This is a genomic window from Simiaoa sunii (assembly GCF_014337175.1).
Taxonomy (GTDB): Bacteria; Bacillota; Clostridia; order Lachnospirales; family Lachnospiraceae; genus Acetatifactor; species Acetatifactor intestinalis.
Genome location: NZ_CP060633.1, coordinates 2880998 through 2898793 on the forward strand (window position 1 = coordinate 2880998; position 17796 = coordinate 2898793).

20 protein-coding genes are annotated in these 17796 nt (G+C 44.1%); 12 read left to right on the forward strand and 8 right to left on the reverse strand.

Annotated features, from left to right (window positions below; translation table 11 throughout):
- Positions 1–139: 139 nt before the first annotated feature.
- The 8 genes from H9Q77_RS13370 to H9Q77_RS13405 form a co-directional block, all read right to left on the reverse strand.
- Positions 140–676, reverse strand: coding sequence for a hypothetical protein (locus H9Q77_RS13370; RefSeq protein WP_249325865.1), 537 nt, complete (start codon positions 674–676; stop codon positions 140–142).
- A gap of 65 nt (positions 677–741) precedes the next feature.
- The gene (locus tag H9Q77_RS13375; RefSeq protein ID WP_134523031.1) at positions 742–1413 is read right to left on the reverse strand and encodes an IS630 family transposase; all 672 of its coding nucleotides are present in this window, start codon (positions 1411–1413) and stop codon (positions 742–744) included.
- Complete coding sequence (locus H9Q77_RS13380; protein WP_006855777.1) at positions 1383–1892, reverse strand: helix-turn-helix domain-containing protein; 510 nt, start codon at positions 1890–1892, stop codon at positions 1383–1385. Before H9Q77_RS13380 ends, H9Q77_RS13375 begins: the two co-directional genes overlap by 31 nt.
- 146 nt (positions 1893–2038) lie before the next feature.
- A complete protein-coding gene (locus H9Q77_RS13385) occupies positions 2039–2809 on the reverse strand; it encodes a class I SAM-dependent methyltransferase (protein ID WP_118669615.1) in 771 nt (256 codons plus the stop codon).
- Between the two features lie 110 nt (positions 2810–2919).
- Positions 2920–3570, reverse strand: a complete 651-nt coding sequence (locus H9Q77_RS13390) for an HAD family hydrolase (RefSeq protein ID WP_249325867.1) — start codon at positions 3568–3570, stop codon at positions 2920–2922.
- Positions 3571–3582: 12 nt separating this feature from the next.
- Entirely contained in the window at positions 3583–4149 is a 567-nt protein-coding gene (locus H9Q77_RS13395) for an HD domain-containing protein (RefSeq protein ID WP_118669617.1), read from the reverse strand.
- Between the two features lie 14 nt (positions 4150–4163).
- Positions 4164–4604, reverse strand: coding sequence for an NUDIX hydrolase (locus tag H9Q77_RS13400; RefSeq protein WP_249325868.1), 441 nt, complete (start codon positions 4602–4604; stop codon positions 4164–4166).
- A gap of 30 nt (positions 4605–4634) precedes the next feature.
- Positions 4635–5117 (reverse strand): NUDIX hydrolase, encoded by a 483-nt coding sequence (locus H9Q77_RS13405; protein WP_249325870.1) that lies wholly within the window; start codon positions 5115–5117, stop codon positions 4635–4637.
- Between the two features lie 816 nt (positions 5118–5933).
- Here H9Q77_RS13405 and H9Q77_RS13410 point away from each other — a divergent pair.
- The 12 genes from H9Q77_RS13410 to H9Q77_RS13465 all read left to right on the forward strand — a co-directional run bounded on the left by H9Q77_RS13410 (position 5934) and on the right by H9Q77_RS13465 (position 17787).
- Positions 5934–6248, forward strand: a complete 315-nt coding sequence (locus H9Q77_RS13410) for a YdcP family protein (RefSeq protein ID WP_118024879.1) — start codon at positions 5934–5936, stop codon at positions 6246–6248.
- Positions 6249–6269: 21 nt separating this feature from the next.
- Positions 6270–6647, forward strand: a complete 378-nt coding sequence (locus H9Q77_RS13415; RefSeq protein ID WP_118024880.1) for a YdcP family protein — start codon at positions 6270–6272, stop codon at positions 6645–6647.
- A gap of 38 nt (positions 6648–6685) precedes the next feature.
- Positions 6686–8083, forward strand: a complete 1398-nt coding sequence (locus H9Q77_RS13420; RefSeq protein ID WP_118024881.1) for an FtsK/SpoIIIE domain-containing protein — start codon at positions 6686–6688, stop codon at positions 8081–8083.
- Between the two features lie 151 nt (positions 8084–8234).
- The gene (gene mobT, locus H9Q77_RS13425; protein ID WP_118024982.1) at positions 8235–9458 is read left to right on the forward strand and encodes a MobT family relaxase; all 1224 of its coding nucleotides are present in this window, start codon (positions 8235–8237) and stop codon (positions 9456–9458) included.
- A gap of 51 nt (positions 9459–9509) precedes the next feature.
- Positions 9510–9731, forward strand: a complete 222-nt coding sequence (locus tag H9Q77_RS13430) for a hypothetical protein (protein ID WP_002570387.1) — start codon at positions 9510–9512, stop codon at positions 9729–9731.
- Between the two features lie 185 nt (positions 9732–9916).
- Positions 9917–10423, forward strand: a complete 507-nt coding sequence (locus tag H9Q77_RS13435; protein WP_118024883.1) for a superinfection exclusion B family protein — start codon at positions 9917–9919, stop codon at positions 10421–10423.
- Positions 10424–10494: 71 nt separating this feature from the next.
- Entirely contained in the window at positions 10495–10989 is a 495-nt protein-coding gene (locus tag H9Q77_RS13440; RefSeq protein ID WP_118024884.1) for an antirestriction protein ArdA, read from the forward strand.
- Positions 10990–11014: 25 nt separating this feature from the next.
- A complete protein-coding gene (locus tag H9Q77_RS13445) occupies positions 11015–11503 on the forward strand; it encodes an antirestriction protein ArdA (protein WP_181977591.1) in 489 nt (162 codons plus the stop codon).
- Positions 11504–11593: 90 nt separating this feature from the next.
- The gene (locus H9Q77_RS13450; protein ID WP_118024886.1) at positions 11594–11986 is read left to right on the forward strand and encodes a conjugal transfer protein; all 393 of its coding nucleotides are present in this window, start codon (positions 11594–11596) and stop codon (positions 11984–11986) included.
- Positions 11970–14420 (forward strand): conjugal transfer ATPase TcpF, encoded by a 2451-nt coding sequence (tcpF, locus tag H9Q77_RS13455; protein WP_118031586.1) that lies wholly within the window; start codon positions 11970–11972, stop codon positions 14418–14420. Before H9Q77_RS13450 ends, tcpF begins: the two co-directional genes overlap by 17 nt.
- On the forward strand, positions 14420–16786 hold the full coding sequence (locus tag H9Q77_RS13460; RefSeq protein ID WP_408641174.1) for a CD3337/EF1877 family mobilome membrane protein: 2367 nt from the start codon (positions 14420–14422) through the stop codon (positions 16784–16786). Before tcpF ends, H9Q77_RS13460 begins: the two co-directional genes overlap by 1 nt.
- Complete coding sequence (locus H9Q77_RS13465) at positions 16783–17787, forward strand: bifunctional lytic transglycosylase/C40 family peptidase (protein ID WP_118024889.1); 1005 nt, start codon at positions 16783–16785, stop codon at positions 17785–17787. The genes H9Q77_RS13460 and H9Q77_RS13465 overlap by 4 nt, the downstream gene beginning before the upstream one ends.
- Positions 17788–17796: the final 9 nt, after the last annotated feature.

The following is a 17796-nucleotide window of genomic DNA, read 5'->3' on the forward strand; positions in this document are numbered from 1 at the left end:
CATAAAACTCGGGAGGCTACCTCTACGCTACGCTCCGGTCGGCGCTAAACAAGCGTCCCCCGGACGCTTAACGCCCTGTCATGGGTACTTTCCTTAGGCAATATTCTAACATACACATACTAAACATTGCAATAAAAGTCTATTTTTGTTTCAACAATTCATTTAATATATTTTTATACTTTTCCCCACCATTTCCTAATACAATATCATTGATAATTGACAGCACTATTGCTTGTCCTCCGCAAACTCCATCTCTATCATAGTCTTCTGGTATTTCATCTGCAGATGTCGGAATTTCAATCTCATTAATCCACCATCTGTCAATTTTTTCATATAAATTAGTTAATGTAACAAATAATTTTATGTCATCTTCTGTAAAACCAATATTTAGATTTTTTAATAATTCATGATTAATCTCATTTCGCCGCTTCCGTATCTTTTGATAATTATCAAAATCTTCTTGTGTAACAGCCTCGGATTCCATAAACCATTTTAACGATGCATTTTCTAACTGCTTATCCAATGTTCTAACTTCTTGTTTATATGCTTCGGATTCAATATAAATTGCTTCATCATTTTCAAAGTAAAGGTCATCACAATAAAATCCCTTCACTTGGCTTATTACATAGTCTTTTAAGCATTCACAATTCATTACAAATAGTGCTGCAAAATTCACATTTGTTTTTACAATGTTTTTATCTAGTGTATTGGCACATTGATTTTTAGCATTACAACAACTTCCTATTCGGAAGCTGTTGTAAACCTAGGATACAATGAACTCAACTTCACTCTTGCATCGGCAGTTCGGAACTGCCAATTAACTTTTGCTGCGACTGTATTACGCTCGACTTCCCACGCAGCTAGCTCTCCACGAAGTTTTGCAATGTTTTCAATCCTTCGTGACAAACACTGTCTGGTCATTACATTCAGTTCTATTTCTGCAATGTCAAGCCAGCTTCCATGTTTGGGTGTATAGTGAATTTCCAAACGCTTGATAATTCGTCTTGCCTCATCTGCTGGATACCTTTTATACAAGGACGCCGTTTTATGGGTGTTAAGGTTATCCATAACAAGAATTACTTTTTCTGCATCAGGATACATGACATCAACGAGATATTTTATCTCTTCTGCCCAGTCAAAGGCAGTACGTTGTTCTCGCACGCTGACATGATGAGTGCCTCCAAGCGGTTCGACAAAAGCAAATATGCTGCAGGTACCATTCCTGACATATTCCGAATCTGTTTTCTGATTGTCACCCGGACGCATGGGCAGTGGTTTCCTTGCATCGCCCAGTAACTGGTAAGGCTTTTCGTCCATGCATACAACTGGTCTTTCAGGATTGTATGGGAGTTCATATACATCAAGGACATCTTCCATACATGCTATAAATTCGGCATCATCTTTTTTGGGGATGCACCAGTAGTCGTTTTTGTGAGGTCGAAGTTTGTTTTTTTTAAGGCTCTTCGGATTGCCTCACGGCTGACCGGAGTATCAAGAACAATTTTTGATTTCTCTTCCAGCAGCCGGATGGTCCACCTTGAATGTCCTTCCGGCACCGGACCACAGGCAAGTTCAATGATACGGGCTTCAGCACGTCCATCGAGCACACGCCTTGCATTATCAGAATTAACATTACGCTTAAACTCAGTTACTGCATCAATACCACCCTCAAAATATTTTTTCACAGTATTGGTTACTGTTGCCAGACATACACCATTTGATTTTGCAGACTGCTCATGAGTCAATACTTTTCCGTGGGACTCATCCAGGTCAATAATAATCTGGCATCTGCATCGGATTGTTTTGGATGTTTTATTTTTTCGGATGACAGATTTAAATTCTTTTAATTCATCATCCGTAAGTTTGATTTTGTACTTTTTTGGTCTTGCCATAGGATATCACCGCCGTTTCTTTTATTGTACCATAAAACGGCAATAACAGCCAGAAATATTTAACTAAATATCAATATGTCAGTACACTAGTATATTTGCCCAATTATCCATATAAAATTATCCTTATTGTTTATGTTCTCAAGATTCTAAAGCTTTCTTGCCTTTATACAAAATGAAATCGGCAACATCTTTGCTTTCTTTGTTTTTGGATCAACACCTCCTGTAGCATTTAATGATTTATCATCTGATTCTTCCACTAATTGCTCGACCATAAATCCAGCTTTTGCCAATGCATTAATGTATGTTGAAATCTTTCTATTACACAGAACAATTTCACTATCATGCACAGGCATTTTAAAATATGATTCATCATAATAACTCTTCGTCATTACCAGCTTTTCATCCTCAAAAACCTCTTTACGTTCATCACAGGACCACGCTACACAATAATTCAATGTATGGTGCCAGCTAAATATAAATATGCCATCCTTTTTCAAATACGAAGCAATCTTATCAAATGTGCCTTGCAAATCTGTTGTCCAGCCAATACCATATATGGAATAAACGTAATCAAAATAATCTCTGGGCACATCAAGTTCATCTTCCATCTTTGAACATATTAGTTTAGCAGAATATCCATTATCCTTCAAAAGTTTAGCTGCATTATCAAGTTGCTTTTGTGACAAATCAACGCCCCATAACTCCCCTGCACCTTTTTCAGCATTGTATTTTAAAGAATGCCCACTTCCACAGCATATCTCCAACATCTTCTTCCCTGTAACATCACCAAACAGGTGTAAATCATCTTCTGTTGGAAATCGTACCCCATACACTGGAAGTGCTGTTGTTCCAAACCACAAATCGGCATGTTCATTCCAATAATTCTTATTGTTCTCAATTATTTTATCACTGTTCATATATGAATCCTTTCCCCAGCATGGTCATATATTACTATATAATAGACATCACCTGACCATACTTTACTCCATAAAATTATTTGCTTTTCTTTGATAGCTTATTGTATCTTTTATACATCTATATTCTCAAAAGCAGCTTTCACTTCGTCTAAATCTTCATATTTTCCAACAATAACATTTAATATTTCATCATCTGGTTGCCATAAATCTGGAACCATTATTGGCTTACATCCCGCTCTATATGCAGACAACAAACCATTCTTTGAATCTTCCAAAGCGTAACATTCCGATTGATTTGCCTTCAGCAATTCACATGCTTTTAAATAAATCTCCGGATCCGGCTTCGAGTTTTGAACCATATCACCGCAAACAATCCAAATAAAATACTCGTATATATTTGCATCTTTTAAATGCTTCTCTACTTCCCATCTTGGGGATGATGAAGCAACCGCCATTTTGCAACTATTTTCTTTTAAATAGTTCAGCAGATTATATAGCCCTTTCTTTACTGGCACTGTATTCTCACTATAATATTTCTGTAAGAATTCTTTTGTGTACTTTCTAAGCTCTTCCTGATTGTATCTATCTCCAAATTCTTCTTTCCATACATTATAAGATGAAACAATATTCATTCCTAAAGTCTTGTAGACCATATATCCTGCCTTACCTATGCCAATCTTTTCACCAGCATAGTCCCAAGCCATAATAAATACTTTTTCTGTATCAAACATCAAGCCATCCATGTCAAATATAATGTACATTTTTATCTCCTTTTACCCCTGCAATACAGCCATTACTCGTTCATATTTTTCCTTATAAAAAAACTTACTTTCATCTGATAGCTTGTTGTAGCTTCGTTCAAGCTTAGCTTTTACAAATTGTACGCCTTCCTCAATATTCATTTTTCTTTCTACGTAAGCTAAATAAAGCAAGCTAGGAACACTATCAAAATGTGAAATGGCATCTGCATCAGCAACACACAACTCTTCTTTACTGAGTTTCTCCAAATTCACGCTTCCCCTATGATTGAAAACACATTTTTGTACTAATTCCATTTTTTCATCTTCATAATTCAATTCATTTAAAATATCTTCTGCAATTTTTGCTCCATATACATGATGTTCCTCGTACATTGAGTAATCAGTTATTGATGCTATATCATGCAACCATGATGCAATAATAACAACTTCCTTGTCAGCACCATATTTTTCTGCCAGTAGCTCTGCATTTTTCGCTACAGACTCAATGTGATAATAACATCCCATACCAAATTTATTAGTTGGTTGCTTACATCTCTGATAAACTTCTTTGTGTAAATATTCTATGATATCGTTTCTCATTATCTCTTTACCTTTTATTTTTCAAATTTTTCTCTTCTATCCCATTCCTCAATAAGTTTAGGCTGTATCAACGGATACGTCCAATTATCTGGCAACTCATCCATGAGAACAACCTTTTCCATCTCACTATGAAGTTCTTTTGCAAATTCCGATATCTCTGCAAAATAAAGTTCTCCAAACGATTCTTCCCCCGTATCGTTCACTCTGGTCTTTCCTGTAACCGAATATACACATACTGGCTTAATATCAAACTTAATAGCTCCTGTTTCCTCCTGTAGCTCCCTTTTAGCTGTTTCAAGAATGTTTTCGCCTGCTTCTCTGTGTCCTCCCGGCACTTCAAATGTGTCTCTTTCTTTATGCTTACAAAATACCCATTTGCCATTACTCTGTGAAATAATTACCGCAAATTTCAACAATGAATCGTCTATTGAATCATAGAATTTCACTTCCAACATATTCTTCTTCCTCCACTGAAATCTCTATCATTATATTTGCCTTGAAACAAAGTGTACAATCTCTTTCCCCGGCTCAAGAATATATGGTATCAACTCCAAAGGATATACCTTAGTACCTTTCTTTAAATCCTCTAGCGGAACCCAACAGAAATCTAAATCAATTCTCTCATTATCCAGCTCATCATATCCATGAAATACTCCATCCAAAGGAATACTATCATCTACTAAGTGAACATTATAATAAAGGCAAATCTGATGGCATGGTATCTTACCCCATGGAAAATATATTTCACCAATTGCCAGTAAATTATCTACCTCAATCTTAGCATGAATCTCTTCTTCAAATTCTCTTTTTAGCGTTTCCATACTTGTTTCCATCGCTACTACGTGTCCGCCAATAATTGCATAATCATCATTTTTCGGACGCTGTAATAAAATTTTCCCATTGTGTGTCAATATGCCACCAACCCTATACGAAAATACGAAATCATCATTCTTAAATAAAATATCCACTTAACCGCCTCCAATCATTAAATTAAAATACATATCTCATTATGCATTGCATTACTCCGCCCACAAATAGAGCCAAACTAGAGCCATTCGATAAAACAAATGCCGGAAGCCCGCATAAATACAGGCTTTCGGCATTTTAATCCATTATTCAAACTCCAGACAGACAGTATGCCATATAAATAAAAATCATTGATTTTAAGGCATTTTCAGGAACTATCAACCACTAAAATCTATATGAAAACAGATTAAAAATGCAATAAAAATGCAATCGAAGTACATTCAGATTTTATAAGATAGACCAGCAAACCTCAATATCATCCCAAAATAGACGTTCAACAATGGGCGTCTATTTTTTGTTTCAAAATTAAATGGGGCTGAAAACAGCCCCGATGGGAATTGGAGATTTGACCCTCCCGGATTCTTCATGTCATGCCAGCCGTAATTTTTTCCATTGCCCCTGCACACTTTAGCAAAAATTCCCAGAAATTCCGTCGCCCACCATAATGCTTTTTACAGTTGTTATTATTGTCATAAGCGTACCTCCTGATATTATAAATCTCCACTGAAATCTACTTTTAAGTTGTTGGGAGTACATGACAGAGCTACATGAAAAAACACAAGCTAACAATCCTAACCATGACGATTTAATTTTTAACACCTAGATAATATCACAACCCTGTAATTTCTTCAATAGCCCCAGAAAGGATGTGATACTACGAAGAAATCACCACCGCCGGAGCGTTCCCCTCCGACTTTCAAACCAGAACCCAAAACTAACCATCAAACGCAACATTCAGAAAGGACAGGTACATCTATATGGAATTAAAATTCGTTATCCCCAACGTGGAAAAGACATTCGGCAACTTGGAGTTCGCCGGAGAAGACAAAACAGAACAGAGAAGAATCAACGGACGCATGACGGTATTCTCCCGCAGCTTCAATCTGTATTCGGACGTACAGAGAGCGGATGATATTGTAGTTATCCTCCCTGCCGAAGCCGGAGAGAAACATTTTGACTTTGAGGAACGTGTGAAGCTCGTCAATCCCCGTATCACCGCAGAGGGCTATAAAATCGGCACAAGGGGCTTTACCAACTACATTTTGCACGCTGACGATATGGTAAAAGCGTAAGGAAAAGGAGGACATCAGACTATGAGATTAGCAAACGGAATCGTGATTGACAAGGAAGCAACTTTCGGGGCATTGAAATTTTCTGCCCTCCGCCGTGAGATTCACCTCCAGAATGAAGACGGCTCGGTATCAGAAGAAATCAAGGAGCGTACCTATGACTTAAAATCCAGAGGACAGGGGCGTATGATTCAGGTTTCCATCCCTGCCAGCGTGCCGTTAAAGGAGTTCGATTACAACGCAGAGGTGGAACTTATCAATCCGGTGGCAGACACCGTGGCAACGGCTACTTTTCAAGGGGCAGAGGTGGACTGGTACATCAAGGCGGAGGATATTGTCCTGAAAAAAGGGGCTGCCATGAATCCGCAGCCGCCGAAGAAAGACGCTCCCCCTGTAAAATAACAGGAACATAAGAAGAACGCGAAAGGAGGATTATTCCCATGAAGCAGCTTTTCCCCCGTGGAAAACGTATCCGTCCCACGGATAAAGACCTTGTGTTCCATACTGCCCTTGCCGCTCTGTCCCCTGTATTCATGCTGGTTGTCCTGCTGTTTCATATCCGGCAGATTGCCGGAACCAACTGGCAGGAAGTGTCCTTCTCCCAGATAGCACAGGACGTAAATCTCCCTTACCTGTTATTCAGTATGGGCGTGGCAGGGCTGGTGTGCCTTACAGCAGTTCTTCTGTTCTGGCGATACCGCATGGATGGAGTAAAGCAGCTCATCCACCGCCAAAAGCTGGCAAGGATGGTGTTGGAAAACAAGTGGTATGAATCAGAGCAGAGAAAAGAAGACGCTTTTTTCAAGGACTTGTCTTCCAGCCGTTCCAAAGAAACCATCACTTACTTTCCCAAAATCTATTACAGGATGAAACAGGGCTTGCTCCATATCCGTGTGGAAATCACCTTGGGGAAATATCAGGAACAGCTCTTAAACTTGGAGAAAAAGCTGGAAAGCGGCTTGTACTGTGAGCTGAAGGATAAGGAATTAAAGGATTCCTACGTGGAGTACACCCTGCTCTATGACACCATTGCGAACCGTATCTCCATTGAAGATGTACAGGCAAAGGACGGCAGGCTCCGGCTCATGGAAAATGTCTGGTGGGAGTATGACAAGCTCCCCCATATGCTCATTGCCGGAGGAACCGGCGGCGGAAAGACTTATTTCATCCTGACCCTCATTGAAGCCCTGCTCCGCACCAACGCCGCCCTGTTCGTGTTAGACCCAAAGAACGCCGACCTTGCGGATTTACAGGCGGTTATGCCGGATGTGTACTACAAAAAGGAAGATATGCTCGCCTGTATTGACCGTTTCTATGAAGAAATGATGAAACGCAGCGAAGACATGAAGCTCATGGAAAATTACCGGACAGGGGAAAATTACGCTTATCTTGGGCTTCCTGCAAATTTCCTTATCTTTGATGAATATGTGGCATTTATGGAAATGCTTGGCACAAAGGAAAACGCCGCTGTCCTCAACAAGTTAAAACAAATCGTTATGCTTGGGCGGCAGGCTGGCTTTTTCCTGATTCTCGCCTGCCAGCGTCCGGACGCAAAGTATCTGGGGGACGGAATCCGTGACCAGTTCAATTTCCGTGTAGCTCTGGGACGGATGTCGGAAATGGGCTATGGGATGATGTTCGGGGAAACCACAAAGGATTTCTTCCTAAAGCAGATAAAAGGGCGTGGCTATGTGGATGTGGGAACCAGCGTTATCTCGGAATTTTACACGCCCCTTGTGCCAAAAGGACACGATTTCCTCAAAGAAATAAAAAAACTCATAGACAGCAGGCAGGAAGTGCAGGCGGCGTGCGAAGCGAAAGCCGCAGAAACGGACTGACCTGCTGTGGCTGGTGTGCCGCAAGGCACGCCAGCATGAACCCCTCGTATCTAACAGAGGGGTACAAATCGACAGGCAACAACCAAATAACAGGGCAGAATCCCACGGTACACAAGGGATTTTCCCATATCCGGCGTGTGTCAACAAGGCTCTGAAAGTTGACATACGCTTTTTTAGACAGGAGGGATTTTCACTGAATGAAGAAACATGGGTACGGGACATCAAAGAGAAACGGGAAGTTTACGGTATCTCACAACAGAAACTTGCCTTAGCTGCCGGAATCACCCGTCCGTACCTGAGCGATATTGAAACGGGCAAGGCTCACCCATCCGAAGCATTACAGGAAGCCATCACGGAAGCTCTGGAACGCTTCAATCCAGACAATCCCCTTGAAATGCTCTTTGACTATGTTCGGATTCGCTTCCCCACTACGGATGTGAAGCATATCGTGGAAGACGTGCTTCGGCTAAAACTCCCCTACTTTATCCATGAAGACTACGGATTTTACTCTTACACGGAGCATTACTATCTGGGGGATATTTTCGTTCTAGTATCGCCGGAACTGGAAAAGGGGGTGCTGCTGGAACTGAAAGGGCGTGGCTGCCGCCAGTTTGAAAGCTATCTGCTGGCACAGGAACGGAGCTGGTATGAATTTTTTATGGATGTTCTCATGGAGGACGGCGTAATGAAGCGGCTTGACCTTGCCATCAATGACAAAACAGGAATCCTGAACATTCCCCATCTGACAGAGAAGTGCCGGAATGAGGAATGTATCTCGGTCTTCCGCAGCTTCAAAAGCTACCGCAGCGGCGAACTGGTACGGCGTGGGGAAAAAGAATGTATGGGGAACACCCTGTATATTGGTTCCCTCCAAAGTGAGGTGTACTTCTGCATTTACGAAAAGGACTATGAGCAGTACAAGAAGCATGATATTCCCATTGCGGACGCAGAGGTAAAGAACCGCTTTGAAATCCGGCTGAAAAATGAGCGTGCCTTTTACGCCATCCGTGACCTGTTAGAACATGACAATCCAGAACAGACAGCCTTTCAAATCATCAACCGCTATGTCCGGTTCGTGGACAGGGACGATACAAAGCCCCGTTCTGACTGGCGTATCAGTGAGGAATGGGCGTGGTTTATGGGGGAACACAGGGGAAGCCTGAAACTGACAACCAAACCGGAACCCTATTCCTTTGAACGCACCCTGCACTGGCTCTCCCATCAGGTAGCACCCACCTTAAAGCTGGCTCTCCGTCTGGATAAGATGAACCACACCCAGATTGTCCATGACATCATCACCCATGCAAGGCTGACGGAGAAGCATGAAAAAATCCTGAAGCAGCAAGCCGCCGCTGCAAAGGAGGTGGTGCTTTAACGGCGGCAATCTTGGAAGCTAAGAACTCTTACAGGAAAGAAAGGAGCTTTTATGAATTTCGGACAGAATCTTTACAACTGGTTTTTATCCAACGCCCAGTCCCTTGTGTTGCTGGCAATCGTGGTGATTGGACTGTACCTCGGATTTAAGAGGGAATTTTCCAAACTTATCGGCTTTCTGGTGGTGTCCCTTGTAGCGGTCGGTCTGGTCTTCAATGCTGACGGTGTAAAGGACATCTTACTGGAACTGTTCAATAAGATTATCGGAGCATAGGAAACCCATTTTACACTTCCGTTATGGAGCAAGCCTTGATTGCTTCATGGCGGAAGTCCACTAGGGGCTTGGGGAGCGTAACTCCCCAAAAGAAAGAAGATGTAATATGATAGTGTATGATAATTGAGATAAACTAAGAATGGTGGTATAATTTCTTTAATAGTAATTGAAAGTGGAGGAAATGTATGAAAGATTTTATTGATTTTTTGAAATTACCGCCGAACATTTTAGGAGCTTTATCTATTGCCAGTGGTACATTATTATTATTGCCTCAAAAGTTAGCCCAAAAGTTTTATATTATAAATTTTCGAGAAAAATATGGTTTTACAATAGGCATTGTTTTTGTGATTTCCACAGCTTTACTAATCGTTTTATTACTATCTAAAATTTTTCATTTTTTTTATGACAAGTATGCTTCTAAGAGATTGGGAACTGCTCAGATTAAATATTTGAAAAATATGACACCAGAACAGATGACAATCATTCGGGAGTTTTTACGTGAACCAACTCACACCCTGCCATTACCCATGAACAATGGATTAGTAATAGAACTTCAACATTTACAAATATTAACCCCTGCCGGACAAACTCATTTAGTAAGTATGTTAGACCCACAAATCAATTATTTTTTACAACCTTGGGTAATTAAAAAAATCAATAGTGATGAAGAATTAAAGCGAATATTTTATTAGAAAAATGGCAACTGACAAACAAAGTTAGTTGCCATTTTTTTCTAAGAAAGGACGTGATACTGATTGAGGAAATGAGAATCTACATCCTGAACACCACACGGTTTTACCATGAGGATTTTGAGGAATATCCTGGGGCATGGTTTTCCTGCCCTGTGGATTTTGAAGAAATCAGGGAACGTCTTGGGGTTCAGAGTGAGGAAGAAATCGAAATTGAAGACTATGAGCTGCCCTTTCCATTGGAGGGCAACACAAGGCTCTGGGAAATCAACGCCCTTTGCCGGATGGTACAGGAAATGCAGGGAACGCCCCTCTATTATGAAATGGATGTAATACAAAAGCGGTGGTTTTCCAGCTTTACAGAATTTATCGACCACAAAGACCAGATACGCTGCTATCCGGTGCAGGACGGGGAATCCCTCACCCGTTATCTGGTGCAGGAGGTACAGCTCTTTGGAGAAGTACATCCAGACCTGTTGAACCATATCGACTACGCTGCCATTGGTCGGGAACTGGAAACCAGCGAAAACTACCTGTTTACAGACAATGGTATCTTTTATTACCGCTAAAAGGAGGTAGAGGAACTTGGAAGAAATGCGGATTTACATTGCCAACTTAGGCAAATACAATGAGGGCGAACTGGTGGGGGCATGGTTCACGCCGCCTGTGGACTTTGAGGAAGTCAAAGAGCGTATCGGTTTGAATGATGAATATGAGGAATACACCATCCATGATTATGAGCTGCCCTTTGAGATTGACGAATATACCCCCATTGAGGAAGTCAACCGCCTGTGTGAAATGGTGGAGGACTTACCGGAGTACATTCAGGAGGAACTATCAGAGCTGCAATCCTACTTTGGCAGTATCGAAGAACTCTGTGAGCATGAAGACGATATTATCTGCCATTCCGGCTGTGATGATATGGCGGATGTGGCTCGCTACTATCTGGAAGAAAGCGGACAGCTTGGGGAACTTCCGGCACACTTACAAAACTATATCGACTATGCTGCCTATGGGCGTGACATGGAATTGGATGGAACCTTTATTGTCACGAACCACGGCGTATATGAAATCATACGATAGACCCGTCTGTATCTCTTTTTGAAAGTACAGGCGGCTTTTTTATTTCAGGGGCGGCTTTTGCTGCCCCATCTTTTAGAAAGGACGGACAACATGAAGAAAATACGAAGCTATACCAGTATCTGGTCGGTGGAAAAGGTACTCTATTCCATCAATGATTTTAAGCTGCCATTCCCCATCACGTTCACACAGATGGCGTGGTTCGTGGTATCGGTACTTGCAGTGATACTCTTGGGGAACCTTCCTCCTCTTTCGTTCATTGACGGGGCATTTTTAAAATATTTCGGCATACCCTTTGCCCTCACTTGGTTCATGTGCCAGAAGACTTTTGACGGGAAGAAGCCTTACGGCTTCCTGAAATCCGTACTGGCATATCTGGTACGCCCGAAACTAACGTATGCAGGAAAGCCCGTGAAGCTGGAAAAGGAATATCCGGCACAGCCCATCACGGCAGTAAGGAGTGATATTTATGGCATATCCGATTAAGTATATCGAAAATAACCTTGTGTTCAACCATGACGGGGAGTGCTTTGCTTACTATGAGCTGCTTCCCTACAACTATTCCTTTTTAAGCCCTGAACAGAAGTATCAGGTACACGATTCGTTCCGGCAGCTTATCGCCCAGAACAGGGACGGGAAGATTCACGCCCTGCAAATCAGCACGGAATCCAGCATACGGGCGGCACAGGAACGCTCCAAACAGGAAGTGACAGGCAAGTTAAAAGACGTTGCCTGTGCAAAGATTGACGCACAGACCGAAGCCCTGATTTCCATGATAGGGGAAAATCAGGTGGACTACCGCTTTTTTATCGGCTTTAAGCTGCTTGTCAATGAGCAGGAAGTCACCATGAAGCAGTTTGGCAGGGAAGCAAAGACTGCTGTTTCCGACTTCCTCCATGAAGTCAACCACAAGCTCATGGGGGATTTTGTTTCCATGAGCAATGAAGAAATCTGGCGGTTTCAGAAGATGGAAAAACTACTGGAAAATAAAATCTCACGCCGTTTCAAAGTACGGCGGCTTGATAAGGACGATTTCGGCTATCTGATTGAACATTTATACGGGCAGACCGGAACCGCCTACGAAGATTATGAGTATTATCTTCCGAAAAAACGGTTTCAGGAGGAAACGCTGGTGAAATACTATGACCTCATCAAACCCACCCGTTGTCTGATAGAGGAAAACCAGCGGTATCTGAAAATCGAACAGGAAGACGGGACAGTCTATGCTGCCTACTTTACCATCAACAGCATTGTTGGGGAACTGGACTTCCCATCCTCGGAAATCTTTTACTATCAGCAGCAGCAATTCACCTTTCCCATTGATACCTCTATGAATGTGGAGATTGTGACAAACCGGAAAGCCCTCTCCACGGTGCGGAACAAGAAAAAAGAGCTGAAAGATTTGGACAACCACGCATGGCAGAATGACAGCGAAACCAGTACAAACGTGGTGGACGCTTTAGACAGCGTGAATGAGCTGGAATCCACCTTAGACCAGAGCAAGGAATCCATGTATAAGCTGTCCTATGTGGTTCGTGTGACGGCTCCCGACTTGGAAGAACTGAAACGCCGCTGCAATGAGGTGAAAGATTTTTATGACGATTTGAACGTGAAACTGGTTCGCCCCTTTGGGGATATGCTGGGGCTGCATGGGGAATTTCTCCCTGCCAGCAAACGGTATCTGAACGATTATATCCAGTATGTCACCAGTGACTTCCTTGCTGGTCTTGGCTTCGGGGCAACACAGATGTTGGGGGAACCGGAGGGCATTTATATCGGGTACAGCCTTGATACAGGAAGAAACGTGTACTTAAAGCCTGCCCTTGCCAGTCAAGGGGTAAAAGGCTCCGTCACCAACGCCCTTGCTGCCGCTTTTGTCGGCTCCCTCGGCGGTGGAAAATCATTCAGCAACAACATGATTGTCTATTATTCCGTATTATTTGGGGCACAGGCACTCATTGTTGACCCGAAAGCGGAACGGGGACGTTGGAAAGAAACCCTGCCGGAAATCGCCCATGAAATCAATATCGTAAACCTGACCTCGGAAGAACAGAACAGGGGCTTACTCGACCCGTATGTGATTATGGAAAACCCAAAGGATTCTGAATCACTGGCAATCGACATCTTGACCTTTTTAACGGGCATTTCCAGCCGTGACGGGGAAAAGTTCCCTGTTCTTCGGAAAGCCATTCGTGCGGTGACAAACAGTGAGGAACGGGGGCTTTTCAAGGTGATTGAGGAACTTCGGGCGGAGGGAACCACCATCAGCACCAGCATAGCCGACCATATCGAATCCTTTACGGACTATGACTTTGCACACCTGCTCTTTTCGGATGGAGATGTCACACAGTCCATCAGCTTTGAAAAGCAGCTCAACATCATTCAGGTGGCAGATTTGGTGCTGCCAGATAAAGAAACCTCGTTTGAAGAATACACCACAATGGAGCTGCTTTCCGTGGCAATGCTCATTGTAATCAGCACCTTTGCCCTCGACTTCATCCACACCGACCGCAGCGTGTTTAAGATTGTGGATTTGGATGAAGCATGGAGCTTCTTACAGGTGGCACAGGGCAAGACCCTTTCCATGAAGCTGGTTCGTGCCGGACGTGCCATGAACGCAGGCGTTTACTTTGTGACCCAGAACACGGACGATTTGCTGGATGAAAAGCTGAAAAACAATCTGGGCTTGAAGTTTGCGTTCCGTTCCACGGACATCAACGAAATCAAGAAGACCCTCGCCTTTTTCGGGGTAGATTCCGAAGATGAAAACAACCAGAAGCGGCTCCGTGACTTGGAAAACGGACAGTGCCTTATCAGTGATTTGTACGGGCGTGTGGGCGTGATACAGTTCCATCCTATCTTTGAAGACCTGTTCCACGCCTTTGATACCAGACCGCCCGTAAGAAAAGAGGTGGAATGATGGTGATACATAGAACTTCCAACCGACCGCAATTCCCAGTTCCTCATCACACAAAAAAGGGCTTGTCTTGGAAGACGGCAGGAAAAATGATTGGCAGGGTGCTTCTGGCACTCCTGCTCATCCTCCTGCTGCTTGCAGTCTTCGGCACAGCCGCCCACGCTGCCGGACTGGTGGATGATACGGTGGACGCTGCCAACGAATACAGCAAATATCCTCTGGACAACTACCAGCTTGATTTTTATGTGGACAGCGGATGGGACTGGCTCCCGTGGAACTGGCTGGACGGTATCGGAAAACAGGTGATGTACGGGCTGTATGCCATCACAAATTTTATCTGGACAATCAGCCTGTATCTTTCCAACGCCACGGGGTATCTGATTCAGGAAGCCTACTCGCTGGACTTCATTTCCTCTACGGCGGATTCCATTGGGAAAAATATGCAGACCCTTGCAGGCGTTACCACAGGCGGCTTGTCCTCGGAGGGATTTTATATCGGGTTTCTGCTGATTCTCATTCTGGTGGTGGGGATTTACGTTGCCTACACAGGGCTTATCAAACGGGAAACCACAAAAGCCATCCATGCCGTTGTCAATTTCGTGGTGGTGTTCGTGCTGTCCGCTGCCTTTATCGCTTATGCTCCTGATTATATCGGGAAAATCAATGAATTTTCCGCAGACATCAGCAATGCCAGCCTGACCCTTGGTACAAAGATTGTGCTGCCTAACTCGGAAAGTCAGGGAAAAGACAGCGTGGATTTGATACGGGACTGCCTGTTTTCCATTCAGGTCAAGCAACCGTGGCTCCTGTTGCAATATGGCAATTCAGATATGGAAAGCATTGGAGCAGACCGTGTGGAAAACCTGCTTTCAACCAGTCCAGACGAAAACAACGGACAGGACAGAGAAGAAATCGTAGTGGAGGAAATCGAAGACAGGGAAAACACGAACCTTACCATCACAAAGACCATCAATCGTTTGGGAACCGTCTTCTTCCTGTTCATGTTCAATATCGGTATCTCCGTTTTTGTATTCCTGCTCACGGGGATAATGATTTTCTCACAGGTGCTTTTTATCATCTACGCCATGTTCCTGCCTGTGAGCTTCCTCCTTAGCATGGTTCCCTCTTTTGAGGGGATGTTCAAACGTGCCATTACGAAACTGTTCAACACTATCCTTACCAGAGCCGGAATCACCCTGATTATCACGGTAGCGTTCAGTATTTCCACCATGCTCTACAACCTGTCTGGGGAATATCCGTTCTTCCTGACGGCGTTCTTGCAGATAGTGACCTTTGCCGGAATTTATTTCAAGCTGGGAGATTTGATGGGGATGTTCTCCTTACAGAGTGGGGATTCCCAAAGCATGGGGAGCCGTATCATGCGAAGACCCCGTATGCTCATGCACGCCCATATGCACCGTTTACAGCATAAGCTAGGACGTTCTGTGGCGGCTTTTGGAACTGGAACGGCTGCATACCACGCAGGAAAACAGGCTGGCTCAGACCATAGAAATGCTTCCCACTTCGGCTCTTCCAAACGCACACAGGCAGACCACAGCAGACCAGACGGACAGGCAGCACCGGAAAAAGAATCCGTATGGAAACGGGCTGGTTCTGCGGTAGGTGCGGCGGCAGATACCAAAGATAAGATAGCCGATACTGCCGGACAGCTTCGGGAGCAGGCAAAGGATTTGCCCGTCAATGCAAAGTACGCCCTTTACCACGGGAAAACACAGGTATCAGAGGGAGTACGGGATTTTACTTCCAGCGTGACCCAGACCCGAACTGCCAGAGCGGAACAGCGAAACGCACAGGCAGAAAGCCGCAGACATACCATTGCAGAGCGCAGGGCGGAACTGGAACAGGCAAAACAGCCGCAACAGAAAGCTTCCGAAGCACCCAAAGGGGCAGCTCCTGTCCATGAACGCCCTGTTACTGCAAAGCAGCCAGAAGATTTCCGACATCATGCAGTAAAACCAGCCATGCAGCCTGCTTCCCTATCCATCAGGGAACGGGGACAGGTTCCTTATGGGGAAACTGTGGCAGAACAGGCTTCGGTTCCGGTGGTAAAAGCTGCTTCCATCCACCATGAACAAACGCCACCTGTAAGGACAGAACGCCAGATAGTCCCATCTGCTTCCCTATCCCAGCCAAATGAAAGACAAAAGACGGCTCCCACTATCACACAGGCTACTCCCCGTCCGGCAAGACCTGTCCAGAATGATACGGCTCCTGTGATATCGGAAAGAAAACGGGCTGCCCCTGCGGTAAAAGAATCAAACTTTACCATCCGGCGTACCACCGCCAGAAAGGAGTGGACAAAAACGGTAAAAGCGGCTGCCAAACAAAAGAAAGGGGAGAAACCATGAAATTAAGACACCTTTTCTTTGCCTGTTCCGGCGTGTTCGTGATGATGTTCTCCCTGCTCCTTTTGGTGGTGATTGTCTTCTCGGATGAGGAAGACGGAGGAAGCGGCGGAAATCTTATCTTTGGGGGCGTGAGCGTATCACAGGAAGTCCTCGCCCATAAACCTATGCTGGAAAAGTATGCAAGGGAATATGGCATAGAGGAATACTTAAATGTGCTGCTCGCCATCATTCAGGTGGAATCCGGCGGCACACTGGAAGACGTTATGCAGTCCTCGGAATCTCTGGGGCTTCCCCCAAACTCCCTTAGTACAGAGGAATCCATCAAACAGGGCTGCAAATATTTCTCGGAACTGCTCGCAGCGGCAGAAACAAAGGGCTGTGACTTAAACAGTGTGATTCAGTCCTACAACTACGGCGGCGGCTTCCTAGACTATGTGGCAGGGCGTGGGAAAAAATACACTTTTGAACTGGCAGAGAGCTTCGCAAGGGACAAATCCGGCGGAAAGAAAGTCACCTACACCAACCCTGTTGCGGTAGAGAAAAACGGAGGCTGGCGGTATTCCTACGGAAATATGTTCTATGTCCTCTTGGTATCGCAATACCTGACCGTGGCACAGTTTGATGATGAAACGGTGCAGGCTATCATGGAGGAAGCCTTAAAGTATGAGGGATGGACGTATGTGTACGGGGGTGATTCTCCCTCCACTTCCTTTGACTGTTCGGGACTGGTGCAGTGGTGCTATGGCAAGGCAGGAATCGCCCTGCCACGGACAGCACAGGAACAGTACAATGTAACGCAGCACATCCCCCTGTCCGAAGCAAAAGCAGGGGATTTGGTCTTTTTCCACTCTACCTACAACGCCGGAACCTACATCACCCATGTGGGACTGTATGTGGGAAATAACCGGATGTACCATGCCGGAAATCCCATTGGTTACGCAGACCTGACAGGCTCCTACTGGCAACAGCACCTTGCTGGAGCCGGACGAATCAAACAATAAGAAAGGATG

Excerpts from the sequence above, each read along its gene's own strand:
- H9Q77_RS13380 (WP_006855777.1), bottom strand. The coding sequence starts at position 1,892 with ATGGCAAGACCAAAAAAGTACAAAATCAAACTTACGGATGATGAATTA.
- H9Q77_RS13385 (WP_118669615.1), bottom strand. The coding sequence starts at position 2,809 with ATGAACAGTGATAAAATAATTGAGAACAATAAGAATTATTGGAATGAA.
- H9Q77_RS13390 (WP_249325867.1), bottom strand. The coding sequence starts at position 3,570 with ATGTACATTATATTTGACATGGATGGCTTGATGTTTGATACAGAAAAA.
- H9Q77_RS13395 (WP_118669617.1), bottom strand. The coding sequence starts at position 4,149 with ATGAGAAACGATATCATAGAATATTTACACAAAGAAGTTTATCAGAGA.
- H9Q77_RS13400 (WP_249325868.1), bottom strand. The coding sequence starts at position 4,604 with ATGTTGGAAGTGAAATTCTATGATTCAATAGACGATTCATTGTTGAAA.
- H9Q77_RS13410 (WP_118024879.1), top strand. The coding sequence starts at position 5,934 with ATGGAATTAAAATTCGTTATCCCCAACGTGGAAAAGACATTCGGCAAC.
- H9Q77_RS13415 (WP_118024880.1), top strand. The coding sequence starts at position 6,270 with ATGAGATTAGCAAACGGAATCGTGATTGACAAGGAAGCAACTTTCGGG.
- H9Q77_RS13420 (WP_118024881.1), top strand. The coding sequence starts at position 6,686 with ATGAAGCAGCTTTTCCCCCGTGGAAAACGTATCCGTCCCACGGATAAA.
- H9Q77_RS13430 (WP_002570387.1), top strand. The coding sequence starts at position 9,510 with ATGAATTTCGGACAGAATCTTTACAACTGGTTTTTATCCAACGCCCAG.
- H9Q77_RS13435 (WP_118024883.1), top strand. The coding sequence starts at position 9,917 with ATGAAAGATTTTATTGATTTTTTGAAATTACCGCCGAACATTTTAGGA.
- H9Q77_RS13440 (WP_118024884.1), top strand. The coding sequence starts at position 10,495 with ATGAGAATCTACATCCTGAACACCACACGGTTTTACCATGAGGATTTT.
- H9Q77_RS13445 (WP_181977591.1), top strand. The coding sequence starts at position 11,015 with ATGCGGATTTACATTGCCAACTTAGGCAAATACAATGAGGGCGAACTG.
- H9Q77_RS13450 (WP_118024886.1), top strand. The coding sequence starts at position 11,594 with ATGAAGAAAATACGAAGCTATACCAGTATCTGGTCGGTGGAAAAGGTA.
- tcpF (WP_118031586.1), top strand. The coding sequence starts at position 11,970 with ATGGCATATCCGATTAAGTATATCGAAAATAACCTTGTGTTCAACCAT.
- H9Q77_RS13460 (WP_408641174.1), top strand. The coding sequence starts at position 14,420 with ATGGTGATACATAGAACTTCCAACCGACCGCAATTCCCAGTTCCTCAT.
- H9Q77_RS13465 (WP_118024889.1), top strand. The coding sequence starts at position 16,783 with ATGAAATTAAGACACCTTTTCTTTGCCTGTTCCGGCGTGTTCGTGATG.